The organism is Neobacillus sp. Fa239 (assembly GCF_055395235.1).
Genome location: NZ_AP041611.1, coordinates 3,527,295 through 3,543,796, shown reverse-complemented (window position 1 = coordinate 3,543,796; position 16,502 = coordinate 3,527,295). Strand labels below are relative to the sequence as shown.

General features: G+C 36.9%; 16 protein-coding genes and 1 pseudogene. 10 read left to right on the top strand and 7 right to left on the bottom strand.

Features of this window, described 5'->3' with window-relative positions; translation table 11 throughout:
• Positions 1-58 precede the first annotated feature (58 nt).
• The 3 genes from map (at position 59) to ACZ5XR_RS17225 (ending at position 2,319) form a co-directional block, all read left to right on the top strand.
• Positions 59-799 carry a type I methionyl aminopeptidase gene (map, locus tag ACZ5XR_RS17235; RefSeq protein WP_464497554.1) on the top strand — a complete coding sequence of 247 codons (741 nt, stop codon included), beginning with the start codon at positions 59-61 and terminating at the stop codon, positions 797-799.
• Positions 800-891: 92 nt separating this feature from the next.
• Positions 892-1,404 (top strand): YbaK/EbsC family protein, encoded by a 513-nt coding sequence (locus ACZ5XR_RS17230; protein WP_464497553.1) that lies wholly within the window; start codon positions 892-894, stop codon positions 1,402-1,404.
• Positions 1,405-1,533: 129 nt separating this feature from the next.
• The gene (locus tag ACZ5XR_RS17225; RefSeq protein ID WP_464497552.1) at positions 1,534-2,319 is read left to right on the top strand and encodes an HAD family hydrolase; all 786 of its coding nucleotides are present in this window, start codon (positions 1,534-1,536) and stop codon (positions 2,317-2,319) included.
• Between the two features lie 60 nt (positions 2,320-2,379).
• Here the strand turns inward: ACZ5XR_RS17225 and ACZ5XR_RS17220 are convergent, their stop codons facing one another.
• On the bottom strand, positions 2,380-3,135 hold the full coding sequence (locus tag ACZ5XR_RS17220; RefSeq protein WP_464497551.1) for a polysaccharide deacetylase family protein: 756 nt from the start codon (positions 3,133-3,135) through the stop codon (positions 2,380-2,382).
• A gap of 235 nt (positions 3,136-3,370) precedes the next feature.
• Positions 3,371-3,841, bottom strand: a complete 471-nt coding sequence (locus ACZ5XR_RS17215) for a divergent PAP2 family protein (RefSeq protein WP_464497550.1) — start codon at positions 3,839-3,841, stop codon at positions 3,371-3,373.
• A gap of 256 nt (positions 3,842-4,097) precedes the next feature.
• On the opposite strand from ACZ5XR_RS17215, the gene cyoE reads away from it, so the two are divergent.
• Together cyoE and ACZ5XR_RS17205 are read left to right on the top strand one after the other, a co-directional pair.
• On the top strand, positions 4,098-5,045 hold the full coding sequence (cyoE, locus tag ACZ5XR_RS17210) for a heme o synthase (protein WP_464497549.1): 948 nt from the start codon (positions 4,098-4,100) through the stop codon (positions 5,043-5,045).
• A gap of 130 nt (positions 5,046-5,175) precedes the next feature.
• On the top strand, positions 5,176-6,246 hold the full coding sequence (locus ACZ5XR_RS17205) for a permease (protein ID WP_464497547.1): 1,071 nt from the start codon (positions 5,176-5,178) through the stop codon (positions 6,244-6,246).
• 72 nt (positions 6,247-6,318) lie between these two features.
• Here the strand turns inward: ACZ5XR_RS17205 and ACZ5XR_RS17200 are convergent, their stop codons facing one another.
• Both ACZ5XR_RS17200 and ACZ5XR_RS17195 read right to left on the bottom strand, forming a co-directional pair.
• On the bottom strand, positions 6,319-6,990 hold the full coding sequence (locus tag ACZ5XR_RS17200; RefSeq protein WP_464497546.1) for a YdeI/OmpD-associated family protein: 672 nt from the start codon (positions 6,988-6,990) through the stop codon (positions 6,319-6,321).
• A 95-nt stretch (positions 6,991-7,085) separates the two neighbouring features.
• Positions 7,086-8,438, bottom strand: coding sequence for an MFS transporter (locus tag ACZ5XR_RS17195; protein ID WP_464497545.1), 1,353 nt, complete (start codon positions 8,436-8,438; stop codon positions 7,086-7,088).
• Between the two features lie 198 nt (positions 8,439-8,636).
• On the opposite strand from ACZ5XR_RS17195, the gene ACZ5XR_RS17190 reads away from it, so the two are divergent.
• Entirely contained in the window at positions 8,637-9,746 is a 1,110-nt protein-coding gene (locus ACZ5XR_RS17190) for an FtsZ/tubulin family protein (protein ID WP_464497543.1), read from the top strand.
• 948 nt (positions 9,747-10,694) lie between these two features.
• Here the strand turns inward: ACZ5XR_RS17190 and ACZ5XR_RS17185 are convergent.
• On the bottom strand, positions 10,695-11,705 hold the full coding sequence (locus tag ACZ5XR_RS17185; RefSeq protein ID WP_464497542.1) for a DUF3231 family protein: 1,011 nt from the start codon (positions 11,703-11,705) through the stop codon (positions 10,695-10,697).
• Positions 11,706-12,328: 623 nt separating this feature from the next.
• Here ACZ5XR_RS17185 and ACZ5XR_RS17180 point away from each other — a divergent pair.
• Together ACZ5XR_RS17180 and ACZ5XR_RS17175 are read left to right on the top strand one after the other, a co-directional pair.
• Positions 12,329-12,919 carry a molybdopterin-dependent oxidoreductase gene (locus ACZ5XR_RS17180; protein WP_464497541.1) on the top strand — a complete coding sequence of 197 codons (591 nt, stop codon included), beginning with the start codon at positions 12,329-12,331 and terminating at the stop codon, positions 12,917-12,919.
• Between the two features lie 383 nt (positions 12,920-13,302).
• Positions 13,303-13,578, top strand: a complete 276-nt coding sequence (locus ACZ5XR_RS17175; protein ID WP_464497540.1) for a hypothetical protein — start codon at positions 13,303-13,305, stop codon at positions 13,576-13,578.
• Between the two features lie 352 nt (positions 13,579-13,930).
• Here the strand turns inward: ACZ5XR_RS17175 and ACZ5XR_RS17170 are convergent.
• Positions 13,931-14,219, bottom strand: a pseudogene (locus ACZ5XR_RS17170) (IS110 family transposase); the annotation flags it as partial.
• Positions 14,220-14,514: 295 nt separating this feature from the next.
• Positions 14,515-15,006 (bottom strand): RrF2 family transcriptional regulator, encoded by a 492-nt coding sequence (locus ACZ5XR_RS17165; protein ID WP_464497538.1) that lies wholly within the window; start codon positions 15,004-15,006, stop codon positions 14,515-14,517.
• Between the two features lie 212 nt (positions 15,007-15,218).
• On the opposite strand from ACZ5XR_RS17165, the gene ACZ5XR_RS17160 reads away from it, so the two are divergent.
• On the top strand, positions 15,219-15,662 hold the full coding sequence (locus tag ACZ5XR_RS17160; protein WP_464497537.1) for a carboxymuconolactone decarboxylase family protein: 444 nt from the start codon (positions 15,219-15,221) through the stop codon (positions 15,660-15,662).
• Positions 15,663-16,310: 648 nt separating this feature from the next.
• On the top strand, positions 16,311-16,478 hold the full coding sequence (locus ACZ5XR_RS17155) for a hypothetical protein (RefSeq protein ID WP_464497536.1): 168 nt from the start codon (positions 16,311-16,313) through the stop codon (positions 16,476-16,478).
• The last annotated feature ends 24 nt before the right edge of the window (positions 16,479-16,502 follow it).

Below are 16,502 nucleotides of genomic sequence, written 5' to 3'. Positions count from 1 at the left end.
GTAATAGAAAAGGTACAATATGGATTGATAAATTTATAGAATGAGTAGGGAAAAAGTCATGATTGCAAAGACAGAAGAGGATTTTAATGGATTAAAGGAAATCGGCAGGATTGTTGCTGCCATTCGAGATGAGTTGGTACATAGAACAAAACCAGGTATAACGACAAAAGAACTTGATGAGATTGCCGGCGAGATGTTTGAAAAAGCTGGTGCTATCTCGGCTCCTAAAGGGGAGTATGATTTTCCTGGCTATACCTGCATTAGTGTGAATGAAGAGGTAGCTCATGGAATTCCAGGAAATCGCGTCATTAAAGAAGGGGATTTGGTGAATGTGGATGTGTCCGGTTCCAGGAATGGATATTTTGCCGATACTGGAATTTCCTTTGTCGTAGGTAATGGAGATGAAGTTTTAAAAAGATTATGTGAGGTCGCCAAACAGGCGTTTGAAGCTGGAATTAAGAAGGCAAAACCAGGTTCTAAAAAAAGTGGATTAGGAAAGGTTGTCTACCAGACTGCCAGACAGCAGGGATTTACCGTGATTAAAAACCTAACAGGACATGGGATAGGCCGGACAATCCATGAAAAACCCGAGTACATTTATAATTATTTTGAACGGTCAGATGATGAATTGCTAATGGAAGGAATGGTAATTGCTTTTGAGCCATTTATTTCGACGCTAGAAGAGGATGTATTTGAAAAGGGTGACGGCTGGACGTATATTACGGAAGAGAGTTTTGTGGCTCAGTACGAGCATACGATGATCCTTACGAAGGATGGGCCGATTATTACAACGCTTTAATGAAGGGGTGCTCTGGGCGCCTCTTTTTTTAGTTTTTACGATAAAATATGTTAATATATAACAATATACTGAACGCGGAAGGATGGAAAGGGATGTCAATAGAAAGTGTAAAGGCTCATTTTAAAAAGTGGAATCGTGACTCTGATGTGATGGAATTTGAAACATCCAGTGCGACAGTGGAGCAAGCTGCTGAGACGATAGGTGTTATACCTGCTCGAATTGCCAAGACAATCTCTTTTAGGGGAGACGGGGAAAAAGCAATTTTGATTGTTGCTGCTGGCGATGCCAAAATTGATAATAAGAAATTCCGTCAAGCCTTTGGGATCAAAGCGCGAATGCTCAGCCCTGATGAAGTACTTGAACAAACCGGACATGCTATTGGCGGTGTTTGTCCATTTGGGCTGAAAAATGATCTGGGTGTTTATCTTGATCGATCAATGAAGCGGTTTGAGACGGTTTTTCCGGCATGCGGAAGCACGAACTCTGCCATCGAATTGACGAATGATGAATTGCTGTCATTTTCAAATGCAAAAGAATGGGTAGATGTTTGTAAAGGCTGGGAAGAGGAAGTGGTAAAAGAAAAAGTTGGTCAATTAAATAATTAATTGACTTTTCTGGCTTTGGTATGGGGATTCAAAAGCATTTTACTACTTTCTAAAAAAATGAATTTTATTAATATTCTTTCAACTAAAAAAATGGTAAACTAGAAAAAACGAACATGAGTGAGGTTTACCATGATAAAAGCGATATTTTTTGATTTAGACGATACTCTCCTTTGGGATCAAAAGAGTATTAAGGAAGCGTTTGTGGCAACGTGTAAAATAGCTGAGGAGCGATATGGAATTAACTCTGAAGAGCTTGAGGAGGCGGTTCGCGAGGCTGCAAGAACGCTTTATGCTTCCTATGAATTTTATCCATTTACGCAAATGATTGGGATTAATCCGTTTGAGGGATTATGGGGGAATTTCTTAGATATTCATGATGAATTTCCAAAAATGAAGGCTGCGGTTCCTCTTTATCGGAAGGATGCATGGACATTGGGCTTAAAAAAAATGGGCGTGGATGACCCAGATTTTGGCTTATTGTTAGCTGAACGTTTCCCAGTAGAACGGAGGAATGCCCCGTTTGTGTATGATGAAACATTTCAGACACTATCTGAACTCAGTGGAAATTATCAGCTGCTTCTTTTAACAAATGGCTCACCAGATTTGCAAAATACCAAACTGTCCATTACACCTGAACTTGTCCCATTTTTTGATCAAATTGTTATCTCAGGTGATGTTGGCAGGGGGAAGCCAGATCCAGTAATTTTTGAACATGCCTTATCTTGTATGGATGTTCAAAAAGAGGAAGTCATTATGGTTGGAGATAATCTCATGACTGATATTCTTGGTGCCAATCGTGCTGGAATTAAATCAGTTTGGATAAATCGTCATCAAAAAGTGAGAACAGAGGTTATTCCTACATACGAAATTCAGCACTTGAGTGAATTATTTCGTATTTTGAAAGAGTTAAATTAGTTGCGGGTCATACCCCTCAGTAAAGTGGAGAGGTATGACCTTTTTATTTTTATATACTTATCAATGGACCGGTGATAAAGGTTCTGGTGTTTTGATTTTTGAACGATTTAACATCTCCGATACGGTTACACATTTATAACCGTTTTTAGTCAAATATAATAAAATGCTGTCAAGTGCTAGAACCGTTTGACAGGTTTGGGCTTTTCCATTATTATGCCAATCATGGAGGAGGATGATATCTCCTGGTTTTACCGATGATGTTACATGCCTTGTTATTTTATCGGCTGGAGGATTATTCCAATCTCTAGGGTCTTGATGCCATGACCAAAGGATAACCATTTTTCCATTTTTAACGGCTGTTGTTACAATTATGTCATCGTAATTTCCTCCAACAGGGCGATATAAAGTCGGTTTATAGCCAATAATTCCTTGAATGACTCGATCTGTTTGCTCAATTTCTGATGTTAAAGTTTCAGCCGAAATATGATGATTGAAATGATTATAGGTATGATTTGCGACTTCGTGTCCCTCTTTAATCTCCCGTCGTATAATTTCAGGGGAGTCTTTAGCTTTTTTTCCTGTGACAAAAAACGTTCCTTTTGCATGATATTTCGCTAAAGTATCTAGAATGAGCGGAGTGAAAACAGGATGAGGTCCATCATCAAATGTAATAGCTACCATCTTTTCCTTCGTGTTAACCTCCCAAACGACATTCCCTGATTTTTCAAAATCTTTCCGCCCTTTTGCGAAAGCAAAATCATTTGTTGGAAAGCTAAAAAGTGCAGTGATTAGAAAAATGGAAATGAATTTTTTCACATTTCATCTACTCCTATTTCTGATTATGCTTAGTTTATGGACTCTCGTTCTTATTATGAAAAAATCAATATAAGGATTTTATAGTAAAAACGATTATTGAATAGAAAAGTCAGTACTGGCTACTTTCAAATTGGACCCATGATTTGCAAATAATCGAATTAGTGCGGGGTATGATTGAGATTTTAGAACAAAATTTAAGGCCAGCTTTCGTAATGAAAACTGGCCAAGTCCTTTTTTAAAAAGGATATAAATAATACGTAATAAATCCAACAATGATGCCTGTAATGGCGCCGAAAAATACTTCCATTGGTTCATGTCCCAATAATTCTTTTAATTTCTCGCGATATTCTGCCTGTCTAACGTTGGGAAGTTTTAAACTTTCTCTTAATCGATTGAAATCAACCAATAATTTATTTAACACTTCAGCATGATATCCTGCATGTCTGCGAACACCAGTAGCATCGTGCATCACGATGACGGAAACCACGACACAAATGGCAAAATCATTTGAATGGAATCCTGAGGTTAAACCGATCGCTGTCGTCAAAGAAATAATCGTGGCTGTATGAGAGCTTGGCATTCCCCCCGTACTGAACATCAGTTTCCACTTTAATTCTCTTGAAACGAAGAGGTGAATCGGAATCTTTGCAAATTGGGCAATAAGCATTGCAAAAAGTGCTGCCCAAATAGGATATGATAAAAACATTTGATCCTCCTAGTTTGTTTCATTAAACTGATATATCTTGTATTGTACCTTAAAAGGAAATAGAAATCCCTAAAGAGAGAATTGTTTTAAGAAAAAAATAATATTCAAAACGAAAAAGTGAAAGGAAGAAAGCACTCTTGGTCTAGGAGTACTTTTAATTTTTTTAAACTTTCTATAAGGTATCGGTGCCGGGTTTATGTTATTATAGTATAGTGAATTTTACTGGAGCTTATCATTACTTAGGAGAGGATATTGGATGAATAAAGAAGTGGTACCTTCTCCGCAGAAGGTTGAGAGTGCAGCACTTTTGAATAGAAGCATAACGTCAAGTTTGTTTACAGATTTAAAGTACCTTTTTAAAGCACCTGTACTGGTAGCAAATGTACTGCCCGTTTTTACTGGATTCTGGTTAGCATTATTTTTTACCGGTGCTTCTTTTGCAGATCACTTGAGTTTATTTTTGTTAACGATGTTAGGAAGTACGATGGTCATTGCGGGAGCCTTGGTGATCAATAATTGGTACGATGTTGATATTGATAGCGTGATGGAACGGACAAAAAAACGTCCAACCGTAACGGGCCACATTTCATTAAAAGTGGTATTAGCGATGGGAATAGCCTTTACGGTTATTGGCTTTGTTCTCTTGCTCTTTACCACCATGGAAGCAACTTTATATGCTTTAGTTGGATGGGTTTCATATGTTATTTTGTACACCATGTGGTCAAAACGCAGATATACACTTAATACGGTGATTGGCAGTGTTTCCGGCGCCGTCTCGCCGTTAATTGGTTGGACAGCCATTACCTCGGGATTCCATGTAGTTCCACTCATGATGTTTCTCATTTTATTTATTTGGCAAATGCCGCATACGTTTGCCATTGCAATGAGGAAATGTAATGAATATAAAGCGGCAGGGGTCGCAATTGTGCCGGTTGTTTACGGCTTCAAAATGGCAAAGCGGCTAATTGCCGTATATGTCGTATGTCTACTTCCATTACCATTTTATATGGATTCCCTGGGTGTCCCATTTGTCACCATTGCCACACTACTGAACATCGGCTGGATTATCGCCAGCATTTGGGGATTCTATGTCAAAAACGACCTCAAATGGGCCCGTGTCATCTTCCTATATTCAGTCAATTACATCACCATCTTGTTTGTCTTAATGGTAATCGTTACCGGGGTCAGACCCCAGTTGCATTAAAGCGTTACCGCGGTGGGGGTCAGACCCCCGATGAGTTAAAACGTCACTGCGCCGGGGGTCAGACCCCCGGCGTTGACACTTTATGTTATAATATTTGAGTGATGATTTTTATAGGGGGGAATATATAAAGATGGCTCAATTAAATAGCTCAATCCAACATTCGCAGCCTTCATCTAAAAAGGCTGTTTTATATGTAATTTTATTTTTGTTTTTTGCGGCTGCGGGGTTAACCTATGTAAAATGGTTGCCTTATTATCAAAAGACTATCCTTGCTGCGACTACACACTCGATCGGTGCATCTATTTTAGGAGATAAGGCAAATTTGCCATCAGCCTCTTGGAATAGTGCATGGTCTTACGCACTTACCTATTTTACTGCAGTTTGGAAAGCGGCAGTACTAGGGATTTTGCTTGGTTCATTAATACAGGTATTAATACCAACTAATTGGCTTTTGAAGGTTCTTGGAAAAACCTCCTTTGGCAGTACAGCCGTTGCAGGGCTTGCATCATTGCCAGGGATGATGTGCACATGCTGTGCGGCTCCGATCGCCGTAGGTTTACGAAAAAAAAATGTCTCAGTTGGTGCGAGTCTTGCTTTTTGGATAGGTAACCCTACGCTTAATCCAGCTGTATTGATTTTTATGACTTTTGTTTTATCATGGAAGTTTACCTTGCTTCGTCTTTTCTTTGGTATCATCTTAACATTTGGAATAAGTTATTTAGCCAATCGTTTTGCACCGGAAGTGACGCCGGTTGATATCGATCAAATGGTTCAAAAAGCGGAACAAGATTTAACAGGTTCTTTTGCTTCAAGATGGATAAAGAGCCTGGGGAGCATGATTTTATATATCGTTCCAGCATATGTACTTTCAGTCATTCTAATGGGTGTTGTGAAAGTGTGGCTGTTCCCGCACATCAGCGAGGCCGCTGCTAATGGATTGATCACCGTAATCGGTTTTGCTATTGCTGGAATGCTATTTGTCATTCCAACTGCCGCAGAAATTCCTATCATTCAAACCTTTATGTCCTTTGGACTTGGCGGCGGGCCAGCAGCAGCACTATTAATTGCCTTACCATCCGTAAGTCTTCCGTCCCTTATCCTTGTTGGAAAATCCTTCCCTAAAAAAGTATTATTCTTCACCGCCGGTTCTGTCGTAGTAATTGGAATCCTAAGTGGAATAGTCGGGATGTTTTTAATATAAAAAATGGGGGTCAGTCCCCCGGTGCGCTAAAGCATTACTGCACCGGGGGACTGACCCCATTAATTGACCCTATTATTTTCTTCTATATAACTCCATCGATTTATATCCTTCGCCTAAAACTTTTTCCATTTCGACGAGTCGTTTTTCTTGGGTTTCTTTTCGTTTTGCGCTGTATATGTAACGGGCCCAGTCTTTTTGGTAGCCGTAGGTTAGGTCGTTGTAGATTTTTAGGACTTCTTCGTTTTTGTTCAAGTATTGTTTTATATCATCGATATTCACAATATAGTCATCCACACATTGGCTGTTTTTCGGACTGGCAGCCCTTTTTGTTTTCTTTGGTGCGGACTTCAATCCTACCACAGTAAAAACATCATTTAGGCTAACCATCCGCGAAAATTTAATGCTGCTCTCCTGAATATAACCTTCTTCATCAACTGGCAGGTTGTTAATGAAGCTGTCACGGTCTATGTATTCTTTATAGGTTGGATTGCCCTTTTTCGGATAGGCAAAATATAGGTAGCCGTTATCCTCTAGTAATTGTTGACCAACCACCATCTGAAGCTGCCTTGAAAATTCCTCTAACTTAAAAATAAAAATAAAAATTAAATCGTATTTGCTATTTTTGATAGATGTATCAAATTCTAATTCATTGAAGTCATCCATTTCTTCAGGATTTTGTAGAATTAATTTTCTCGGATATTTTGTAAGATTAAGTTTTTCAATAACACTTTTCTGTGAATTCATTATATAAACTCCTCCTCCTTGAATTCATTTTATATATGGAATTCAAGGAATTCAATGATGCTTCGTAAATAAGATCATAGGCAATAGCTATATGGCTAAATTCTTTGCCGTACCTGTTCCCTTGGCATTCGAATAGTTAAAACCAGGATTCCGGCACCAATTATCACACTGATTATGGCCATCACGTGAAAATGCCCAGTAGTTATTTGATGACCGAAAAGAATGCCCAGTAAACTTGAAGAAAAAATGGTCCCAATGTAACGGGAGGTCATAAAAAGTCCTGAAGCTGCTCCCGTTTCAGCAGGCGGTACAAAAGAATAGAGAGCCGTTTGTAAACCGAGGTTGTTAAATCCATTGCTCAAGCCTAAAACGGAAAGACAAAAGAAAATCCACATGGCTGATGAGGACTCCTTAATGGTCAGCAGCATGAGGGAACCCAATATAATCGTAGCTGATCCGGCATATAAAGCAGGCTTCGAACCTTTGTGATCGATCCAGCGGCCAGTAAGTGGAGAGACAATTACACCGAAACCTGCAATCGACAACATGATAAGACCTGTTTTATTTGGGGCGAAATGACGAACGCCCTGTAAGTAAAGTGGAATTCCAAAAAAGATTGAATAAAAAATCACATTAACCAAGATAAACTGTACATAAACAAGACTCATATTTACATTCTTTTTTAAGGAAATGACATCGACAAAAGGGTGATTGCGCTTAGATTCCACCCAATAAAATACGATAGTAAAGACGATACTGGCAATGAGTTTTACCAAGCTAAATCCTTTTTCCAGAGCTAGTAAGAAAAGCAGCCAGCTTAATATAGTCATCGAAAAAAAGAGGATTCCGACATAATCAATTTTCGCCTGACGATTTGTTTTTCGCACATCTTTAGGCAAGATTTTAATCCCCATAAAGAAAGCGGCAATAATGAAAGGAAAATTGACAGTAAAAATCGCCGGCCAATCTCCAAAGTGGACCAAAAACCCCCCGATGGAAGGGCCAAAGGCTGCTGAAACGGATGAAAAAATCGAAAGAATCCCCAGTGCTTGTGCTTGGCCCTCTGTAATTGATTTTCGAATCATTCCCATTCCGGATGGAAAAAGGGCAGAGCTGCCAATGGCTTGGATAATTCGAATCCCGATGAGCCAGCCAAAGCTTGGAGAAAAAGGAGCGGCAATGGAAGCTGCTGCGATCATAATCAAGCCGGTTAAATAGATGCGCTTTGATCCAAACGCATCACCAAATTTCCCCATGACTGGTTGGCCAAGGGCACTGGCTAAATAATAGGTAGAGATGAGCCATGATGCATCCGTAAAGGAAAGCTTAAATTCTTCTTGAATACGAGATAGGGCAACGGCAATCATGGATGAATTCAAGGGATTTAACAAGGTCCCTAAAGCAATGGTCGTTATCAATAGAAGTTGTTTATTTTTGGAAGTACCCATTATTTTACTCCTTTTCGCAGACAAACTATTTCGTAAAACGAATTAATAAGTTTCATTATATCGTATTAATTTTTCCTATACATAGTCTTTTTATTTAGCACCACAATGAAAATACAATAAAGCAATTAGCTTTGTACAAATTAAAAGTCTAATTTTAAAAAAAGTGAGTATTATCTTAGTAGATAAGGAGGCGATTTAGTGAAATCAGTAGGTATCTTAGGAGTAGGTCAAGCAGGAGGTAACATTGCTGAGATAGCATCAACGATGGGCTTTCAAACCGCTCTTATCAACACAAATCAACGGGACGGAGAAGTGAACACCAGGGTAGAGAAGAAATATTTTGTTCCTGGATTTAATGGGGCAGGCCAGGATCGGTCAATTGGTTTAAAAGCAGTTCATGAACATTACCGAGAGATGACTGATTTTGTCAAAAAATCCTTTAAAGACATTAGTCTTTTGCTCGTAGCATTCTCGACAGATGGCGGTACCGGGTCCGGAATGAGTCCGCTGTTGATTGATATTTTATTAGACCAGTTGCCTGGCATTAACATCGGGGCCATTGCTGTTGTTCCAGAACGGAATGTGTTAGCTGGTAACCGAATTAATGCTGCCGAGTGTATCGAGCAGATATCTAAAATAGAAGGAATCTCTTCAGTGTTCCTGGTAGATAATGATCAGATGCGTAAAATTAACCCACAATCCAGTAAACAGCAGATTTATCTTTCTTCGAATCGTAAAGTCATCGAGGCTATTAGCAATGTATTGCAAACAACGCAAAAGAGTTCTTTTTTCGGAAATTTTGATGAAACTGATCTGATGAATATACTAGGCACAAGAGGCGTGACACTCATCTCTACAGCCGCTATAACGGATGCTAAAACAACATCAGATGTTTCCGGCAAAATACAACGTTCTTGGGCAAGTTCCGTCTTTTGCCCTGTTGAAACAACAGGAGTTATTCGTGCAGGCCTCATATATGATGGCCCGGAAAACATGTCAAAGCTGATAAATGTACCTTCTATATTTGAAAAGGTGGGGGAACCACTAGAATTATTTGAAGGGAATTATATTTCGGAGTCTGACCCAACCATCACAACCATTTTGGCCGGGCTGTCCTTCCCAGCCCGGCGCATGCAATCTCTTGAGGAATCACTAGAAAAGAATAAAGAGAGGTTACAATTTCTAGCGAACAAGGAGCATACCCAGAAATATGAGTCACAAGTATCCTGGGCCTCCGGCTTAAAAGCTAAACCACCCGAAAGAAAGCCTGGATCGATTACGAACAAATTATCAAAATATCAAAATTAACAGCATTGAGGCAGCCCTTTATGGACTGCTTCTTTTTTTATGTATGGGAAAGAATAAGAAATCAAATAAAATTCATACTAAAATGGAATTATTTCAAAAAAAGCGGTTATTTCCTTCCTATTAGTGCATATGCTTGCCATAATGAACACTTCGAATTTTGTCGGCGCGGAAGAAATCCCAACTGTAAAGCAAGCAGGTTTAACTGAATCTATCATGAAACTGAAATTTACAATGCAGGAGCTTTGGATTGAGCATGGATGGTGGACGAGAAGTTATATTTAGTCTTGAGAAATCGTGACTTATTGGTCTTTTGACATAATTATTGGACCCTCCTCGCAAATTATTGTGCGTGTCCACGTAACTTATGTTTTCTGAATTAGTGAACATAAGTTATTAAAAATCATGGCAGTATTATTTAACTGGGCAGGATAGTTGAAGAAGAGATTTCAATAAAATAAATAAAAATACCATTTTTCCTAGAGTAGAAAAATGGCAACTTTTTTAGCAGAACTGATTTATTATTTTTTTATTATCAATCCAATTATTACACCTGGAATCACAAATAACAAGGTAGCCATACTAGCCCCCATAACTTTCCCAGAAATACAAAATCAGGAAATCATAATAGACCCAAAGTAGCGAAATATACCGAGAAGACAAAAGGAAGATATGAATAAGTAGTACCATTTCTCCCTGAATCTTTATAGGCATCCCCCATAACAAAGAAGTACAAAAAAGGATAAAACATTAACCATTGATAATTAGCTTGTGCAATGGCTTTTCTCCATGAAAGCTTGAAATGATCACTTCGTTAAATTTGATTGAACAGTAATTAGAAATTCTAAAAACACAATCACAGTACCTTTAAAAAGTTTACCTATTAAAAATTGACCGAATCCTGGAAGTGCAATACTCATAACGACGCTTCTTTCTGTTCGCCACATTGTTCTATTCCTTTGATAGTTTTTCTCGGTCATCAGCCATCGGTGGTTGTTCTAACCAACCATTTTTTATCAATAATTGTACCCCATCTTCTGCAAGTAGCCCAGACTCTGCTATCATCTTTCCGTATTCAATCGCTAGGTCTCTTCTATGACTAAAGGATAAACCTGCACCAAAATATCCGACTGCTGACGAAATCATTATGACAATATGATTTAACATCAACTTATCTGAAAAGGGCGAAATAGTTGAATCTGTAACTTCAGATACCCATGAATTTGGAGATGACAAATTAGATTTAGTTAGTATAGAACTAAGAAGGCCAAATTGTTTTTCACAACCATTTTTACCTCTTAGAAAATAATGTTTCAGTTCTTCTGAATGACAGACTTGTCCAAATCCTAATTCTAATACAACCTTCACACTAACTTTTATCATGTTAAAACAAAGTCCACTAATTTCGATGGCATTTAATGGTCGTATTTTTCCAAACCAACCCGTTAAATAATTTTGATTATTTACAAAGTCAATTTCATTTGGTGTATTTATTCTTGGAGGTTTACTGTATATTCCTTTACTCAGCAATAAAGTTACTATTCGTTTATATAGTTGCATGGTTTCAGTATTACATTGTGTAAAGTACTCAATTTGGTCATCACGTTGTGAAGTAGCTACTGCACCAGCATAGCCCGTTAAGCCAAGTAAAGTCATAACATGCAAATACACCAACAAAAAGGTATCTGTAAATAATGGTGGCGCATCAAGATTAACATCCTCTCCAATTGAATATCCCTTTGGAATAGGATAATTCTCTTGATTAAAAAATCCTGTAATTTTAACTATATGAGATTCTGCAAGGCTACGGGCAAACTCAAGTACCTCTTTAATATCTTTGTCTTTTGCTTTCTCAAAAGAATGTGTGAGGATACAAATAGATAATGAATCGTTCAAATATTGAGTCCAAAGATTTGCTAATTCTGACGAAGTAAGGTTAACGTTATGTATAATGGTTTCCACAAAATGACCCCCAATAAGTAATAACAGCAATCAACAACATAATGAGTGGTAATATTTTCACTTCACTTCACTTTAAATATTATTTGAGTACTGTCTTTTATTTATCCTTTTTTATTTGAATCGATTTCCTATTCTTCTGAAGTTGTGCAAGAAATCCATGAGTAAATACCATATTGGTGAAATCTTAATAAAAGTTATAAATTATAATAACTTCTTTTGACTTTATATATGAACACGTATAAAAAAGTAAGGAGAACCTTTTTACGCAGAACGAGACTGTGAAGAATTTGCACTTAAGCAATGGGGGCTTGAATAACATATGGGATTTCCGGCAAATGATCGCTGCGGCGGTCATTTTTTGAACCGCAGGTTAGTGCATTAATCAGCTATATCATCAGGGGTCAAATTCCATAAGTTTAAAAGAAAAAAGAGTTTCAACCGAAACTCTTTGATTTTTGAGGACTACTCGTTTCTGCCCATCATGATTAATTTTTTGGTTCAAATACCGCCCATATAAAGGTCCAATTGATTATAATCAATGGTTTGCTTACATTATTTTGTAGCATACTATACAAAGCACTTAGATATAACCAACGTTTAAGAGGAAAAAGGGATGGTGTACGATGGAAAAGCAGCTTCCACCTGGCCAATTCGAAACAGAAAAATGGCCAATACTGCATGCAGGTGATGTTCCCAAGTTTGATGAAATCACATGGAATTTTAGGCTTTTTGGTGAAGTAAAAGAAGAAACGTTCTTATCCTATAAGGAAATCATGGAGCTTCCAAAGACCATTTCAAACGTTAACATGCATTGTGTTACCACCTGGTCTAAATTTGATACAACTTTTGAAGGAATTGCACTTAGAGAGTTATTGAAATTTGTTGAAATTAATGAGGGTGTAAAATACATTAAAATTTACGGTTACTACAATGGGGACAGATTTGGTTATTCTGCAAACCTGCCACTTGAGCCTTTATTAGGGGACGATTCTTTGTTTGTATATCGTTGGAAGGATAAAAATCATGATTGGCAGGATATTGATCCAAAACATGGATATCCACTAAGGTTTATTCCACCAGAAGTATTTTATCTATGGAAAGGCTCAAAGTGGGTGTCAGGGATTGAGTTGATGAATGTAGACGATGCTGGTTTTTGGGAAGAGCGGGGCTATTCGATGACAGCAAATCCATTTAAAGAAGAGCGGTACCGTTAACATAGATTAATCTACCAAACAAAAAGGATGGTGAGAAGTACTTAAACTTATGATGCTTTGTTTCTAATAGAGAAGCAAGGCATTTTTTTGTAACGGGGAGGTAAGCTTAATAACAACATCTTTTATGAGAAAATCAAATTATTATTAGCAATTTTATAATTATCTAAAAATTCCACCAATCAAATAAGGGTCACCTAACTGGAGGCTCATATTTATGATTTCATTTTATCTATAGTGTTCTTCGTAGAACATGAAGCACTTGCAATCATTCGAAAATTTATTTTTGTAGTCTTATCCCCATCCATGTCCTTAATTTTGCCGTATTAGAAAAAAAGGTTGAGTAAGGAAGGTTTGGCAAATTATAAGAAGAAGGAGGTTTTGAGATGAAATTTACTATTCGTATTTTCTTTAGGGAAAACTTTAATAATTCAATATTTGAAAGAGAGCTAAAAAAATCATTAGAGGAAATTAGTGTATCTGTTTCTAGTATTAAGTTTAATCTATTTGAAGAAAAACACATACATAATAAAAGGAAAATTATTGAGGTGAATGTTGAAGTTAAAGGGGATTTCATCGATTACAGAACTGTTTTCGGTTGTGTATTTTTAGTAATAGATGAACTTTCATTAGAATTATCTGGATTAGATATAAATGAATAATAGGCTTCCCTAAGTGCTTTGTATTTCTAAATTTTCCTAATAAAAAATTTGTTTTTTAAGGAGGAAATTTATGAAAGAATTTATTATTTCATATATAGAAGATAATGAAATTGGTGGCCATAAACAAAGCTCCTGCACTCCATAGATGGCCGCAAGCATTGGTTTTTAATCGGAACAAACCCAAATATCGCTTTTCTTTATTACTAGTTCAACCACAATCGTCTTAAGTGGAAATTATCTTTCAACGGGCTTCAGTTTTGAAAACAATAGTGTCAGTGTCTAAGTGGGTAATAATTCTAACACTTTGAGTCCAAAGGTGGAGTTTAATAATGGACCTGTTTAAAATCGGATACAAAATATCCTCAGATGATGGATATTCAAGTAACGTCTTCAAAGAAACGATTGAATACAAATCCCCAAAAACACCTCTATATTCAGGAAAAACTTGATCCAATATGGATTAAATTGAAGTTTAGTTTATACAAAGATCCCTGTGACATTCTTGTTAGATTACGAAGGTTTAAGAACTGAATCCCTCGTTTTTTATAGGGCTCTAAATCCTCTTTGTAATACATCTCGCAGAGAAGATTAGTGTCAATAGGATCAGTCTTAACTTTTCTTAAACTTGAACTTTTTGCTCGAGACCCTCAAGAGTACGAGAAACTTTAAATTCCTTACGAAATGGCTTGCCCTTATCCAAATAAGCTCCCATTTAAATTTCTTCTTTAGTGAATGGGGGCTTTAGTTAAATGTGAGGATCCGAAATGGAAGAAACTTGGTGACCGCTGCGGAGGTCTTTATATTTATTAAAGTAACGTGGCAGGATAGTTGAGGATGGGTTGTAGTTACTAATAGACAATTTAAAGATACATTTTCATTGAACATATAAAAAACCTATATAAATTCCTTTAATTAAAGAATTTTATAAGAGGTTTTTTATATGTTGCTCTTCGAAAAATATTTCCGAGTATCTTCACGTATTTGTTTAGGTAAGGTACGTTCAAGCTCTTCATTTAACCATGATAGAGTTTTACTACGCAAAAAATCACGCATTTTTTCTTCCGCAGAAAGCATAACTAAATTAATGGTGCAAGAGGAAGGGGCTGAACAGCAGTTTTTTCTATAAAGATAACCATTATCTTTAATATTTTTACATTGAAAAATAGGCTTAGGACCTTCAACTGCTTCAATTACATCCCAAAAGGAAATATCTTCTGGGGACTTAGATAACCTATATCCGCCCTTTACACCAGGGACTGAAATTACAATGCCAGCCTTGGATAATTTACCGAAAACTTTTGAAAGAAATGTCTCAGAAAGTCCTTGGAATTCTGCCAAATCTTTTATCCCAATACTTTCCTTGGAAGGAGCATCAATTAAATAAACCAGACAATGTAAAGCATATTCAACTCCGACACTATACTGCATATAAGCTCACCTGCTTTGATTTTAAGGGTTACAAATTGTATCTTATGTGTATTTAGAGTGTTAGTCAAATTAAAGAAATCTTTTTTGGGTAAATCATATAAATTGACAAAAATAATTATAGTATATATTATAGACAATATTAATCGACGATTAATTTTGTCCTTAATCAGTCATCTGAAATTCATTTTATAGGAGAAAGGGTGGAAATGAAATTGGAACAACGAATTGATTATTACAATGTAGCACCAGCAGCACTTAAAATAATGATGGAAATGGAAAAGTATACAAAAACTACAGGTATAGACCGTAAACTTCGTGAACTTATAAAAATTCGGGCTTCTCAAATAAACGGCTGTGCATATTGTTTGAATATGCATACAGCAGATGCTCGAAAAATGGGTGAAACAGAACAAAGAATATACTGTGTTAGTGCTTGGCAAGAGTGTGAATTCTATACAGAAGCAGAAAAAGTAGCTTTAGAGTTCACAGAGCATGTAACATTAATTCCGACAAAACGTGTTCCTGACGAGCTTTACCAAAGAGTGCGTGAACACTATGACGAGAAGCAGTATGTTGACCTTGTTCTAATAATTAATCAAATTAACAGTTGGAATAGAATTTCTATATCAATGGGAAATACAGCAACTGAAAAATAATTACTCTCAAAGAAATCTAATAGTGTTCGTCTTTAATTTGTACACAAAAAGCATCCAAATGAACCAGTTTGGATGCTTTTCCATTTTAAGTTCACATCAAGATTGTGAAAATTTTACTTAAACTATCGGGTGTGATATTTAAATAAGGTGTCGCCTCATATCTTGTTGAGCTAACGGTCAGGTTCGGAGAGAAATGCAGATCAACAGGGGAGAGGTAAACCAGCGCCCTTTGATTTCCTTGGCTTTAGACACTATTGTGGGAAGAGCAAACAAGGAAAATTCCGTGTGAAATGGAAATCAAGCAGGAAGAAAGTACAAGGCAATCTAAGAGAAACTAAAGAATGGTTGCAGAATAATTGAAATAAAGATATTCATATGATTATGGATTATTTAAGAGACTTTTAAAAAATCAAGAGGATACTGGAAATCTGATTAAACCGTACTATGGAGTGGAAGCCGGTAACAAGCTTACAGCTCTTTTAAAGGAACATATTCTAATTGCCGGTAAAATTATTGATGCAGCGAAAAAAGGGGAAAATGCAAAGGTTACTCAATTCAACAAAGATTGGCACCGGAATGCAGATCAAATAGTGGACTTCTTAACAAAAAAAAGCGAACCCAAATTGGTCTAAGCAAGTCCTAACATCAATGTTCTATACTCATTTAAAATTAACGACAACTGAAGTAGAGGATCACTTAAAAGGGAACTGGGCAGATGAAATTAAGACAGTTGACATAAATCAAAATCAACTTATCCATATGGGGAACGTTCTTGCAGATGGAATCATAAAGCAATTTCCGCATAAATTTAAGTAAAAAATGGAGTGCCAGGCACAATAG

Bases quoted from the DNA above. Each gene is read 5' to 3' on its own strand.
- map (WP_464497554.1), top strand. From the start codon at position 59: ATGATTGCAAAGACAGAAGAGGATTTTAATGGATTAAAGGAAATCGGC.
- ACZ5XR_RS17230 (WP_464497553.1), top strand. From the start codon at position 892: ATGTCAATAGAAAGTGTAAAGGCTCATTTTAAAAAGTGGAATCGTGAC.
- ACZ5XR_RS17225 (WP_464497552.1), top strand. From the start codon at position 1,534: ATGATAAAAGCGATATTTTTTGATTTAGACGATACTCTCCTTTGGGAT.
- ACZ5XR_RS17215 (WP_464497550.1), bottom strand. From the start codon at position 3,841: ATGTTTTTATCATATCCTATTTGGGCAGCACTTTTTGCAATGCTTATT.
- cyoE (WP_464497549.1), top strand. From the start codon at position 4,098: ATGAATAAAGAAGTGGTACCTTCTCCGCAGAAGGTTGAGAGTGCAGCA.
- ACZ5XR_RS17205 (WP_464497547.1), top strand. From the start codon at position 5,176: ATGGCTCAATTAAATAGCTCAATCCAACATTCGCAGCCTTCATCTAAA.
- ACZ5XR_RS17200 (WP_464497546.1), bottom strand. From the start codon at position 6,990: ATGAATTCACAGAAAAGTGTTATTGAAAAACTTAATCTTACAAAATAT.
- ACZ5XR_RS17195 (WP_464497545.1), bottom strand. From the start codon at position 8,438: ATGGGTACTTCCAAAAATAAACAACTTCTATTGATAACGACCATTGCT.
- ACZ5XR_RS17180 (WP_464497541.1), top strand. From the start codon at position 12,329: ATGGAAAAGCAGCTTCCACCTGGCCAATTCGAAACAGAAAAATGGCCA.
- ACZ5XR_RS17175 (WP_464497540.1), top strand. From the start codon at position 13,303: ATGAAATTTACTATTCGTATTTTCTTTAGGGAAAACTTTAATAATTCA.
- ACZ5XR_RS17165 (WP_464497538.1), bottom strand. From the start codon at position 15,006: ATGCAGTATAGTGTCGGAGTTGAATATGCTTTACATTGTCTGGTTTAT.
- ACZ5XR_RS17155 (WP_464497536.1), top strand. From the start codon at position 16,311: ATGTTCTATACTCATTTAAAATTAACGACAACTGAAGTAGAGGATCAC.